At 71.0% G+C, this 13241-nt stretch carries 8 protein-coding genes; 5 read left to right on the forward strand and 3 right to left on the reverse strand.

What is annotated here, in order from left to right:
• Positions 1–102 precede the first annotated feature (102 nt).
• Positions 103–780, reverse strand: a complete 678-nt coding sequence (gene snpA / locus ACFULQ_RS45695; RefSeq protein ID WP_383556744.1) for a snapalysin — start codon at positions 778–780, stop codon at positions 103–105.
• 148 nt (positions 781–928) lie between these two features.
• Here snpA and ACFULQ_RS45700 point away from each other — a divergent pair, with 148 nt between their 5' ends.
• Positions 929–1885: a LysR substrate-binding domain-containing protein gene (locus tag ACFULQ_RS45700; protein WP_383556746.1), complete on the forward strand. Its 957-nt coding sequence runs from the start codon at positions 929–931 to the stop codon at positions 1883–1885.
• 13 nt (positions 1886–1898) lie between these two features.
• Here the strand turns inward: ACFULQ_RS45700 and ACFULQ_RS45705 are convergent, their stop codons facing one another.
• On the reverse strand, positions 1899–3941 hold the full coding sequence (locus ACFULQ_RS45705) for a PhoX family protein (RefSeq protein ID WP_383556749.1): 2043 nt from the start codon (positions 3939–3941) through the stop codon (positions 1899–1901).
• A gap of 272 nt (positions 3942–4213) precedes the next feature.
• Between ACFULQ_RS45705 and ACFULQ_RS45710 the strand changes: the two genes are divergently transcribed.
• The 3 genes from ACFULQ_RS45710 (at position 4214) to ACFULQ_RS45720 (ending at position 8393) form a co-directional block, all read left to right on the forward strand.
• Positions 4214–5983, forward strand: a complete 1770-nt coding sequence (locus tag ACFULQ_RS45710) for a VWA domain-containing protein (RefSeq protein ID WP_383556752.1) — start codon at positions 4214–4216, stop codon at positions 5981–5983.
• A gap of 142 nt (positions 5984–6125) precedes the next feature.
• Positions 6126–7841 (forward strand): methionine--tRNA ligase, encoded by a 1716-nt coding sequence (gene metG, locus ACFULQ_RS45715; RefSeq protein WP_383556755.1) that lies wholly within the window; start codon positions 6126–6128, stop codon positions 7839–7841.
• A 75-nt stretch (positions 7842–7916) separates the two neighbouring features.
• Complete coding sequence (locus ACFULQ_RS45720; RefSeq protein ID WP_383556757.1) at positions 7917–8393, forward strand: hypothetical protein; 477 nt, start codon at positions 7917–7919, stop codon at positions 8391–8393.
• Position 8394: 1 nt separating this feature from the next.
• Here ACFULQ_RS45720 and ACFULQ_RS45725 read toward each other — a convergent pair whose 3' ends face one another.
• The gene (locus tag ACFULQ_RS45725) at positions 8395–9744 is read right to left on the reverse strand and encodes a polysaccharide lyase family 1 protein (protein WP_383556760.1); all 1350 of its coding nucleotides are present in this window, start codon (positions 9742–9744) and stop codon (positions 8395–8397) included.
• Positions 9745–10024: 280 nt separating this feature from the next.
• On the opposite strand from ACFULQ_RS45725, the gene ACFULQ_RS45730 reads away from it, so the two are divergent.
• Positions 10025–13186: an FG-GAP-like repeat-containing protein gene (locus tag ACFULQ_RS45730; RefSeq protein WP_383556763.1), complete on the forward strand. Its 3162-nt coding sequence runs from the start codon at positions 10025–10027 to the stop codon at positions 13184–13186.
• Positions 13187–13241: the final 55 nt, after the last annotated feature.

The following is a 13241-nucleotide window of genomic DNA, read 5'->3' on the forward strand; positions in this document are numbered from 1 at the left end:
GGGCCGCCCTCTCGTGGTGGGCGGCCCGCACCGGGGTGGGGGGTGGCGGTCGGTGGTCGGGGTGGGGGTGGTGGCGCCGGCGGTCGGAGTGGGGGATGGTGGCTAGCGGTCGGACTTGTGCAGGGCCTTGGCCGTCAGGGCCTCTTCCATGGCCGCCGCCAGGCCGTTGGCCCACAGCTGGTTCACCCGGCTGCGCTCGGCGGAGTTCGGGATCGCGTTGGTGCAGGACGTGCCGGGGCCGCCGCCCGACATCAGCTCGCTGCACGGACCGGAGTAGTGGTCCGGCAGACCGAGCACATGACCGGTCTCGTGCGCGGTGACCCGGGTGGAGTCGTACTGCTGGTTCTGCCGGTAGTCCAGGAAGATGTAACCGCTGCCGTGTCCGTCGGTCGAGGCGTACGACCCGCGCGAGTCGTTGCCCTCCCGGTAGGAGAAGTCGGCGCTCGCCGCGGACCCCGCCTGGAGTCTGACGTTGGACACCGAGCTGTTCCATATCTGGGCGCTGCGGGCTATCTGGCTGCTGAACGTGGGGGCACGGGAGGCGTCGTAGACGACGGTGACGGCGGCGGCGCTGCTCGGGTTCGCGGCCCGCTTCTCGGCCACGGACGCGAGGACGGCCTGGAAGAAGGCGTCACCGGTGTCCGTGGTCGCGGTCGCGGTGTAGCCGGCCGACGGGGCGGGAGCGGGGGCCGCCGCCGCGGGAACCGCCGTGACCAGACCGGCCGTTGCCAGACCGAGGGCGGCCGCTGTCGCTGTGAGGGCACAGATGTGCTGGCGCATCGAGGACTCCTAGGTGGGGGTGAGTCGTCGATGTGAGTGTCAGCGGCTGTGCGGCGGCTGTGATGATGCCAACCGGTGATAGCGCGGTCCTATCACCGGAGTTGATGCCCCTGGTGCAACCCCCGCCCCCCGCTTACGCTCCGATCGCATGGACCTTGAGGTGAGACACCTCCGCGCGGTGGTGGCGATAGCCGACACCGGCAGCCTGCACCGGGCCGCCCGTCAGCTGGGGGTCGCCCAGCCGTCGCTGAGTACCCAGCTGCGCCGGATCGAACAGGCCCTGGGCGGCGCGCTGTTCGTGCGCGCGAGATCGGGCTGCCGCCCCACCCCGCTGGGCCGGCTCGTCCTCAGCCGCGCCCGCCCCCTGCTGGCCGAGATGCGCTCCCTGATGGCCGACGCCCGCGCGGCCGCGGCAGGGGGCCCGCAACTGCGCGTCGGCTCCACCGCGAGCCGGGCCCTGTCCGGCTGGCTGCGCCGGCTGCGCGCCCACGGCCAGGACCCCACCCTCCACATGAACGTCTCCCCCAACGCCCTGCTGCACATGGTCGCCGACGGCCAGCTCGACGTGGCCTTCGTGCACGAGGTGGAGGGCTGCCCGCTGCGCATCCCGCGCGAGCTGTGCCTGCGGGTCCTGGTCGAACGCGAGCCGCAGTTCGTGTCCCTGCCCGCCGACCACCCGGCGGCCGCGAAACCCGTGGTCACCCTGGCCGACCTGGCCCGGGACCGCTGGATGATCGACCCCACGGTCGACGGTGAATGGGACGCCGTGCAGCGCATGTTCCGCGCCGCCGGCGTCAACCCCGTGGTCCTGCACGGCGATTACCACACGGCCGACGCCCTGGTCGCCACCGGCGAGGTCGTCACCGTCTGCCAGCCCACCCGGGTGCCCCGCCCCGACATGGCGGTACGGCGGCTCCAGGGCGACCCGCTCGGCGTACGGCTGCTCCTCGCGGCCCGCACCGAGACGGACCTGGACGGGGTCCGTCCCGCGCTGGAGGAGGCGTACTGGGAGAGCGCGCGGCAGGCACCGGCGTACCGGGAATGGCTGGAACGCGACGGTGCCGGGCACCAGGAGCCGCGACCGACGGTTCCGGCCATTCCCTGAGGAGCCGCGCGGCTCAGACGCCGATGTCGTCGCCGTCCTTGCGCCACACCGCCACGACCGCCGGCCGTACGATCTTCCCCGGACCGTCGGGCCAGGTGCTCGCCGGCTGCTCGACCGTCGCCCCGCTGATCTCACCGGGGTGCTGCACCGCCACCAGCACCCGCCGGTCCTGGACCAGCGGACCGCAGGTCTCGGCCCCGGTCGGCACGGTCAGGAACTGCTTCAGCTCACCGCGCCGCTCGCCCCTGGTCGCGACCCCGAACAGGCCGTCGTGGGAGCCGAGCTGGTTGCCGTCGGTCGAGATCCACAGGTTGCCGTGCGGGTCGAAGGCCACGTTGTCCGGGCAGGAGATGGGCGAGACGTCGTCCTTCGGGAACCCGGCGAAGTAGGTGGCCGGATCCTCCGGGTCCCCGGCGACGAGGAACAGCGTCCAGGCGAACTTGGTGCTGTCGGGGAGGTTCCACCGCTCGGTGAGCTCCAGGACGTGCCCGTGCTTGTTGGCGCCCCGGGGGTTGGCCTCGTCGGCGGGGGCGTTGGCGCCGACACCGCGGTTGGTGTTGTTCGTCAGGGCGACGTACACCTTGCCGGTGCGCGGGTTGGGCTCGATGTCCTCGGGCCGGTCCATTTTGGTCGCGCCGACCTTGTCCCCGGCGAGGCGCGTGAACACGAACACCTCGTCGGCGGACATGCCCTCGACGTGCGACACGGCCCCCTTCGCCGTGGCGGTCGCCAGCGGGATCCACTCCCCGCTGCCGTCGAACTCCCCGTCGGCGGGCAGCTTCCCGGTCCCGTCGATCTCGATGGCGGGGGAGTCACCGGTGAGCCGGGCGACGTACAGCGTGCCCTCGTCGAGCAGGGAGAGATTGTGCTCGCGCACGGCCCGCCCGCTGCCCTTCCGCATCCGCTTGCTGCCGACGAACTTGTAGAAGTAGTCGAACCGCTCGTCGTCCCCGGAGTACACCACCGGCCGCCCGTCGTGCGTCAGCCGTACGGTCGCCCCCTCGTGCTTGAACCGGCCGAGCGCGGTGTGCTTGCGGGGCGTGGAGGAGGGGTCGTACGGGTCGAGCTCGACGACGTACCCGAAGCGGTGCGGTTCGTTGGGCTCCTGGGCGACGTCGAACCGCTTGTCGAACCGCTCCCACTTGCGCTCGCTGGCGCCGGTCCCGATGCCGTACCGCTTGTCGGTGGCCCGGCCGGCGTTCGCGAAGTACTGGTTGAAGTTCTCCTCGCCGTGCAGGGTGGTGCCCCAGGGGGTCGTCCCGCCGGAGCAGTTGTTGAGCGTGCCGAGCACCCTGCGGCCGGTCGGGTCGGCTGACGTCCTGAGCAGGTCGGACCCGGCGGCGGGCCCGGTGAGCCGGAACTCGGTGGTGGCGGTGACCCGCCGGTTGAGGTGGTGCCTGGGGACGAGGGTGAGGGCGCCGTTCTTCTTGTTCTCCTCCACCACGACGACACCGAGACCGTGCGCGGCCCAGGCGATCTCGACCTGCTCGCGGGTGGGGTTCGCGGCGTCGTAGCCGCGGAACATGAGCACCTCGTCGGTGTACTCGTGGTTGGCGACGAGCACCTGCCGACCGCGCTCGCCGGGCAGCGGCAGCAGCGCGAGGAAGTCGTTGTTGTACCCGAACTGGCCGGCCTGGGCCGCGGCGGTCTGCTTCTCCGGGTCGAAGGCCGGGGCACCGCGCAGAATGGGCTCGCCCCAGCGGACGACGACGTTCTGGGCGTAGCCGGGCGGGACGGTCACGGTGTCGGCGGTGTTCGGGGCGACGGGGGTGAAGCGGAGACCGCGGGCGGCCCTGCCCTTCGCCTTGGCGGGCTGGGCGGCTTCGGCGGACGGGGCGACGACTGTCTCCGCGGTACCGGCGGCCGCCGCGACAGTCACGACCGCGGCGGCACGCATCACCGAACGGCGGCTGAGCGCGGTGGCGATCACGTCACCGACGTACGGGTTGGCGGAGGTGTTGGGCGCCGGATGGAAACAGGCGTCCCCGCACCGGAAACGACAGGTCAGGGCGGACCGCCCATGGGCGTTGTTGATCAACGGCAGCTGCACACGCACTTTTGCTCTCCCCTTGCTTCCCCTTGAATCTCGCTTGACGGACGGTAGGGGCGCGTATGTGCGAGAGCGGGGCGGGGCGGTGAACGGTGGATGAACCCGGGGTGGACGTAGGAGAGTTGGGTGCGCGCGGGGGTGAAGTCCGGAACCAGGTCTTGACTGCCGGGGCCCCGGGCACCCGCCCCTGCCCAAGATCGCCCCCGGGGGCCGCTAACCTTACGTGTCCGTCCTGGCCAGGGATTGACGGGCTTCAACTCATGCGAAGGGTTGCGCTAATGGGCATTCTCACTCTCCTGCGGAACGCGTTCGGCGGCCGATCACGCAAGGCCGCTGCCACCGAGGCAGAGGGTGCGGTTCCTTCGCAGGAGGCGACGGAGCCGAACCCGGCGCCTACGGCGGGGGCGACGGCCACGGTCCCCGAACCGCGCGCCGCGACACCGTCCACCGACTCCGAGCACGAACTGGTCTCGGCCGCGTTCGACCACGTGACAGTCCCGAAGCAGACGCCTCCGGCGGGGGCGACGGCGGAGACACCGGGATCTGCTGAGGAGGCGGGGGCGGCTTCTGCGAAGGCGGCGACCGAGGCACCGGAGGCGGAGAGCGAGCAGCCGACGGCCGAGAAGCCGGCATCGGAGGAGCCCACGGCGGTGCCCGAGGCGTCCGAAGAGCAGCAGACCGCTGAGGCGCCCGCGGCTGAGGAACCGGTCTCGGAGAAGGCCGCCATCGAGGAGCCCGCTGCTGAGGAACCCGTCGCCGAGGAGCCCGCGGCTGAGGGGCCCGCGGTGGAGGAACCGGTCTCGGAGAAAGCCGCCGCCGAGGAGCCCGTGACTGAGGCACCTGCGGCTGAGGAACCGGTCGCCGAGGAGCCTGCGGCTGAAGCGGAGTCGGAGCCGGAGGCTGCCGCGGAGGCGCCGGTCGCTGAAGCGGAGTCGGAGCCGAAGCCGGACGCCGCCGCGGAGCAGCCGGTGGCTCAGGACGTAGTCGCTGAGGAGACCGTCGCCGAGACGGCGACCGAGGTCGAGCCCGCCGTAGCGGAGCCGGTGGCTGAAGAGCCCACCCCCGCGGCAGCGGAGGACTCGAAGCCGCAGTCCGCCGAGGCGGACCCGGCCCCCGAGACCGAGACCGAGCCGGAGACCGCTCCGGAGCCGGCGGTCGCCGAGGCCACCCCCGACCCCGAGCCGGTCGCCGAGGTCACCCCCGACCCGGAGCCCGAGGCCGCCGTAGAGCCCGTAGAGCCCGAGGCCGCCGTAGAGCCGGAGCCGGCCGCCGAGGCCACCCCCGAGCCCGAGGCCGCCGTAGAGCCGGAGCCGGAGGCTGCCGTTGCCGCGGCCGCCGACGGCGCGACCGCTCCACAGGGGCCACCCGCAGTCGACGACGAGAGCCGCACGGGTGGTGCGGGTGGGAACGAAAAAGCCGTACCCCAGACCCTCCGCAGCGCCTACGACACCGCCGCAGCCACCCTCGCCGCTCACGACCTCACCGGCACCACCGCACGGACGTACCTCGTGCTGGACCGCTCCGCGAGCATGCGCCCGTACTACAAGGACGGCTCCGCCCAGGCCCTCGGTGAGCAGACCCTCGCCCTCGCCGCCCACCTGGACCCCGAGTCCACCGTCCACGTCGTCTTCTTCTCCACCGAACTCGACGGCACCGGCGAGCTCACCCTCACCGACCACGAGAACAAGATCGACGACCTGCACGCCGGGCTCGGCCGCATGGGCCGTACCAGCTACCACGCGGCCGTCGAGGAAGTCCTCGCGCAGCACACCAAGCACGCTCCCGACGCCCCCGCCCTGGTCGTCTTCCAGACCGACGGCGCCCCGGACGCGAAGACCCCCGCCACCCAGGCCCTCACGGACGCGGCGAAGAGTCACCCCGCCGTCTTCTTCTCCTTCGTCGCCTTCGGTGACCCGGAGAACAAGGCCTTCGACTACCTCCGCAAGCTGAAGCTCCCCAACACCTCCCACTTCCTCGCGGGCGAGACCCCGAAGGAACTCACGGACGCGGAGATCTACGAGGGCATCCTGGCGAACTGGCGCCCGTAACCCCCGAAGATCACCACTACGCACCACCGGGCCGCCCCTTCCCACCCCGTAAAACGGGAAGCGGGCGGCCCACCCATGTCGGATACGATTTCAAGACTCGCGAAGCGACTCACCCGCACGACCAACCTGGGAGCAGCCCCCGATGGCTCGACACCTCATCACCAGCGCCCTTCCGTACATCAACGGGATCAAGCACCTGGGCAACATGGTGGGGTCCATGCTCCCGGCGGACGTGTACTCCCGCTACCTGCGCCAGCGCGGCCACGACGTCCTCTACATCTGCGCGACGGACGAGCACGGCACCCCGGCCGAGCTGGCCGCGAAGGAGCAGGGCCTGCCGGTCGACGAGTTCTGCGCGCAGGCGCACGACGCGCAGAAGGCGGTCTACGACGGCTTCGCGCTGGCCTTCGACTACTTCGGCCGCAGTTCCTCTCAGCAGAACGTCGAGATCACCCAGCACTTCGCCCGCCGCCTGAACGAGAACGGCTTCATCGAAGAGCGCGCCATCCGCCAGGTCTACAGCCCCACCGACGGCCGCTTCCTCCCGGACCGCTATGTCGAGGGCACCTGCCCCCACTGCGGCTACGACAAGGCCCGCGGCGACCAGTGCGAGAACTGCACCCGGGTCCTCGACCCGACGGACCTGATCAACCCGCGCTCGGCGATCTCCGGCTCCACCGACCTGGAGGTCCGCGAGACCAAGCACCTCTTCCTCCTCCAGTCCAAGCTCCAGCACGAGGTCGAGGAGTGGGTCTCCCGGCACGAGGACGACTGGCCGCAGCTGGCCTCCTCGATCGCCCGCAAGTGGCTGAACGAAGGCCTGCACGACCGCGCGATCACCCGTGACCTCGACTGGGGCGTGCCGGTCCCGGCCGACACCTGGCCGGAGCTGGCCGCCGAGGGCAAGGTCTTCTACGTCTGGTTCGACGCCCCGATCGAGTACATCGGGGCGACGAAGGAGTGGGCGGACCTGGACCCGGAGAACCGGGACTGGAAGTCCTGGTGGTACGACGTCGACACCGACGTCCGCTACACCGAGTTCATGGCGAAGGACAATGTCCCCTTCCACACCGTGATGTTCCCGGCGACCGAGCTGGGCGTGCGCGAGCCGTGGAAGAAGGTCGACTACGTCAAGGCGTTCAACTGGCTGACGTACTACGGCGGGAAGTTCTCCACGTCCCAGAAGCGGGGCGTCTTCACCGACCAGGCCCTGGACATCCTGCCGGCCGACTACTGGCGCTACTTCCTGATCGCCAACGCCCCGGAGTCGGACGACTCGTCCTTCACCTGGGAGCACTTCACGGCGACGGTGAACAAGGACCTGGCCGACACCCTCGGCAACTTCGTCAACCGCGTGCTGTCCTTCTCGAAGAAGCGCTTCGGCGAGGAGGTCCCGGCGGGCGGTGCGCCCGGCGAGGCGGAGGCGAAGCTGGGCGAGGAGATCGCCCGGCTGCTCGCCGAGTACGAGCAGCAGATGGAGGCGCTCCAGTTCCGCAAGGCGGCGGCCGCCCTGCGCGCGCTGTGGTCGGCGGGCAACTCCTACCTGGAGGAGAAGGCCCCCTGGCTCCAGATCAAGACGGACAAGGACGGCGCGGCGCTGACGCTGCGCACCGCGATGAACCTGATCCACCTGTACGCGGTGGTCTCGGAGCCGTTCATCCCGGCGACCTCGGCCGCCATGCGCCAGGCGTTCGCGCTGCCCTCCGACACCGCCACCTGGGTCTCCGCCCACGAGGCCCGCGCCCTGACCGCCCTCACCCCCGGCGTCCCCTTCACGGTCCCGCCGGTCCTGTTCGCCAAGCTGACGGACGAGGACCTGGAGACGTACAAGGAGCGCTTCGGCGGCGTCCCGGAGTAGCCGCGGCGGCTTTCCGGCTGTCCGGATACCGACCCGGGCATCGCCGTGTCCGCGCCAAGCCGTATGGTTTGCGCCATGGCCGTGCCCGGTGTCATTCCTGTCGCCTACGAGCCGAGGCACCGCACCGAGACGATCGGGCGGTATGCGGAGGGTCAGTTCCTGGCGTCGATCACGTATGCCTTCCCCGAGGGGTTCCGCCTCGAGGAAGGCTGGGAAGAGCAGAAACGCCTGTACGCGGTGCTGCACACCTTCGACGCGGACGGCAACTACCGCGACTCGGACATCTGGTGTGCCGGCACCTGGGCGGAGCAGCAGCGCGATCCGGTCGGTGACGCCGCTCCGCTCACGCGTGCCCAGGTGCACCGGGCGACCCTGCTGCGCAGTCTGCCCCGCCGTTCCTACACCGACATCGCGATCCGCCCCTTCAGCGTCATCCACGAGGGCGTCCGCTTCGGTCTGGTGATCCGCGAGGACGAGGGGGAGCAGTGGGCCGAGCTCTACCCCGACCGCCTCGCCTTCGCGGATCCGTGGGACGGGACCTACGACACCTGAGTCAGGAGAGCACTCCGGCGCCCGTGGTCGTGGCCAGGGAGGTCGGCAGGTTCTTCACGGCGGCGCCGGTCTGCAGGCCCGCCGTCAGGGTCGGCGTCCAGTTGACGCCGGTCTTCAGGTCCTTGGAGGCGGCGGCGTTGTAGGCGGCGACGAGGTCGGTGACCGTGCCGTTGACCAGGTTGCCGCTGCCGGCGATCGCACCCGTGCCGTCGCCGGACAGGAGCTTGGAAGCCTTCACGGTCGACGGCACCTTCCAGTAGTTGTCGGCGGCGACGACCTGCGCCTTGGCGCGGGAGTTGATGCTGTACTGGAGCGCGTAGCCGTTCAGCGTGGTGACGTCGTAGTAGTTGTTGTAGATGTGGATCTGGCCCACGCGGGCCAGGGGCGCCCGCTGGACGATGCCCTTCCACACGTTGTGGTGGAGGGAGACCCGCAGCTTGCCGCCGGGCTCGCTGTCGCTGCTGCCGATCAGCATGGTCTTGTCGTGGTTGGTGAACCGGTTGCGGGAGACGGTCACCAGGTCCGAGCTCTTGGTGATGTCCAGCTCCCCGTCGTGGATCTGGTACTCGCGGCCGTAGTGCCTCGGGTTCGCGGAGTCCAGGTGGGGCGCGTCCGTGAAGGTGTTGTGGTCCGCCCAGACGTGGGTGGCACCGCGCAGGGTCACCGCGTCATAGGCGGAGTTCCAGTTGCCGTCCTTGCCGTCGGTCGGGTCCCACTGCGGGAAGCAGTCCTCGGTGGCGGCGAAGGTGAGGTTGCGGACGATGACGTTGTCCACCTTCTGGATCTGGAGCATGCCGCCGGTGATGCCGGCCTTGGTGCCGGGCACGCCCACGATCGTGGTGTTCGCGGGCACCTTGAAGACGATGTTCGCGGCCTGCTTCTTCTGCGCGGCGGCCCGCGCGGTCTCCTGGGTGCCGGACGGCAGCTTCGAGCGGCCGTAGGTCGCCGGGTCGAACGCCTTCAGGTACGAGGTCAGCGAATAGCCCGTCCCGGACGCGTAGTGCGCGCAGCTCAGCTTCTTGCCGGCGGCGTCGGTGTTGGCGTCGATCGTGCCCTTGACCTTGATGATCCGCGGGGTGGTGTCGGACACCGAGCCCAGTGCCTTCACCAGCTGCGCGCGCGTGGAGACGGTGAAGGTGTGCGCCGAGTCGGCCTTGTGGCCGCCGGTGGTGCCCGTGCCGGAGGAGGCCCAGCCGTCCTTCGCGCCGAGGGTCTGGTGGTACAGGTCGACGGCCTGGGCGTTCGCGTTCATCACGACGACGCCCGCACCGACACCCGCGGCGACCACGGCGGCGGAGACGATCAGGGTGCGGCGCCTGCGGAGCGACCGGCGGTGGGAGGCAGAGGACACGGGGATTCCTTAGGAGCGGTGGTGGGACAGGTGCGGTTGCGTGGAGCACCGGCAGAGGCGCTCCCGTCCTCAAGTAGCCGCCGGAATCAGGGAGGTTGCCCCACCGCCAGAAATTCCCGGTCACGTCACCACGGCGGCACCGACCACCCCTCCCGCACCTCCTTACCCTCCCTTCACTCCTCTCTTACCTGCATATAGGGTTTGCTGACTCATAGGGAAGGACCCCCAGTTGGGCAGACACGCCCCGAGACGAGCGGGCCGTGCCACGCTCCTCTCCGCCTTGGCCGTAGCGGTGGCGGCCGGCTCGATCACCCTGTTCTCCGGTACCGAGGACACCGGCGCGCAGGCGGCGACAGCCGCCGCGGCCGGCACCACCGAGATCGTCCTGGACGATCCCCGCAGCGACACCCCCCGCACCGAACGCCTGCTCGCCGCGGGCGCGACCGGCTATCTGCACCGCCAGTCGGGGGTGGCGGGCCTGCTGTGGACGGGCTACGGGGACGGCGTCACCGTCCCCGTCGAGGGCCCGACCGGCGTCTACCAGCCGACCACCACCAGCTGCTACGACATCTCCGCGCGCTGTGCCTCCGGTGTCTTCGGGCAGGCCGCGGACACCGTGGCGCTGCCCCACCGCACCTACGGCGACCCGGTGTCCCTGTGGAGCCCGGGCGGTGGCGCCCTCAGGACCGTGGATCTGCGGCAGTCCGCGACCCGGGTCGGCACGTACGGCGAGACGACCGTCACGGTCGAGCGGGACGGAGTCGTCGACGGCCAGGAGCTGGACGGCTATGTGCTGCACCTCGTCGACCTGGTCGACGGACAGCAGCGCGACCGCGTGGTCTCCGGCCTGCCCGCCGACGGCACCTGGGAGATCAACACCGGGCGCACCGGCGACCCGAAGGGCGCGCTCCTCACCTACCCGGCCCGCGACGAGAACGGCGCCTTCACGTCGTACACCGTGGGCTACCTCGACTTCGCGACCGCCCAGCTGACACCGGCCTTCACCGGGCTCTCCCGGGAGACGGTCCCGGAGGTCGTGCTGAGCGAGGACCGCGTCGGCTGGTACACCGAGGCCTCCGGACTGCACGTCAGGCCGCGCACCGACCTCACCGCCGCGGAGACGACCCCGATCGCCGGTGAGGACCTGCCCGGCACCCCGGTGCCCGTGCTGACCGGCGACTGGCTGGTCCTCGCCACCAACGGCAGCACCGTACGGGCCCTCTCGCTGGCCGACGGCACCACGAAGACGCTGCTGACCTGGTCGTACGGCACCCCCCTGGCCGCCCCCGACGGGACCGCGCTGGTCACCGGCGGCTCCGGCGCGGCCGACTGGTGGGTCCAGCGGGTCGTCCCGGGCGCGGACGGCACCCCGCAGCTGAAGCGGATCGCCAAGGTGCCCCCGCTGGAGAACGCCAAGACGGGCATCGCCCTGAGCCGGGGCAGTCTGCGGGTGGCGGAGGACAGCTCCACGAGCTCCATGGACACCACCTCGGTCCGCTCCCTCACCACCAACGGCAGCACCGAGCTGACCGCCTCCGAGGCCACCACCGGCGACTCGGTGGCCGCCAAGTGCCCCTACCCGGGCACCGCCTGCTCCGCCCTGTGGGGCAACAACGTCACGGGCCCCGACGACGTCTTCCTCAACACCTTCGCCGACGTCAACGAGGGCGGCAGCGGTCTGGAGGACGCCGACCAGCTGGTCTCCATCCACGACGGGGGCTGGTCCGACTACACGCTGACGTACGGCACCCAGGGCGGCGCGATCGTCGACGTCTCCGACGACTACGCCGTCTACAACTCGGGTGGTGCGACCCCGACGCAGTACATCGGCGAGTTCGGCTACGGCGATCCCCTCAAGCGCTCGGTCCGCGCCGCCGCCCTCAACGGCTCCGTGCTGTGGAGCGCGACCACGACTCCGGGCCGGCTGACCTCGTACAGCCTGACCACGAGGAAGACGCTCTCCACGGTCGACGTCCCGGACCTCGGCTGTGTGCCGAGCGAGCTCCAGGCGGCGGGCCGCTGGGTGTACTGGTCCTGCGCCGACGCCTCGGCGGGCGTCTACGACAGCAAGGCCGCCGAGTCGGTCACCGTCACCCCCGGGGACGTCCTGCTCGGCGACGGCTTCACGGTCCGCCACGACCACGAGGCCGACCGGCTGGTCCTGACGGACACGACGACCGGTGCCACCCGCGTGGTCGCCTCCGGCCTGCCCGACTCCGGGCTCGCCGTGGACCGCCGGTTCCGGTGGACGGTCGACGAGTACACCGGACTGGTCGCCTGGTTCGACACGTTCGAGCAGACGCACGTGGCCACGACCGGCGTCACGCCGTCCGCGGTGACGGCGTTCCGCACGGAGGCCGAGGGCTATGTGGAGCCCGGCTCCGCGTCGGCCTGGACCGGCCGGTGGGTGCTGTCCCGTCCGGTCACGTCCTGGTCCCTGACCTTCACCTCGGTGCAGAGCGGTGCGACCGGCAGGGCCACCCGCACGCTCACCGGCGGCGCCGCCTCGGCGGAAGCGACGGCGAACTGGAACGGCAAGACGTCGAGCGGAGTCCCCTTCCCCAACGGCGGCTTCACCTGGACGCTCAAGGCGACCGGCCTCGGCACGACCGTCCCGGTCACGGTGGCGGGCGGCGACGGCTATCTGTTGCGCGGCTCGGCGGTCCGCCGAGACTTCGTCAGCCCCGACGGCCCGGACGGCCGGGGCGACCTGCTCACCCTCAGCACCTCCGGCGGCCTGACCTTCCACGGCGGCACCGGCACCGGCAGGTTCGGCGAGAAGGTCGGCGCCGGAGGCTGGCCCACCACCATCAGGGCGATCCCCTTCGGCGACCTGAGCGGCGACCGCTGCAACGACGTCCTGGTCCGGCTGAGCAGCGGCGCCCTGCGCCTGTACAAGCCGGGCTGCGGGTCCGCGGTCAGGCCGTCGACGTCGTACACCTCGCTGGGAACCGGCGGCTGGAACCAGTACGACGTCCTGACCACCCCCGGGGACATCAGCGGCGACGGCCGCCCGGACCTGATCGCCCGCAACGCCTCCACCGGCACGGTCTACCTCTACAAGGGCACCAGCACCGGCAAGCTCTCCGCGCGCGTGAAGCTCTACGACAACTGGAAGGGCTACAAGAAGATCGTCGGCACCGGCGACCTCAACGGCGACGGCATCGGCGACCTCCTCGCCCAGGACAAGTCCAACGTCCTCTACCGCTACGACGGCACCGGCACGGGCACCTTCAAGCCCCGCGTGAAGCTGTTCACCAACTGGGGCGGCTCCTACAACACGGTCATCGGCGTCGGCGACATCACCGACGACGGCAAGGCCGACCTGGTCTCCCGCGACACGGGCGGCACCCTGTGGCGCAACAACGGCGACGGCAAGGGGTCGTTCGGGACGAGGGCAAAGATCGCGACCGGCTTCGGCGGCTACAAGTTCCTTTCCTAGCCACCCACTTCACCGAAAACGGGATGAGGCGCCCGGGACCTGCACGGTCCCGGGC

The organism is Streptomyces sp. NPDC057253 (genome assembly GCF_042669125.1).
Lineage (GTDB): Bacteria > Actinomycetota > Actinomycetes > Streptomycetales > Streptomycetaceae > Streptomyces.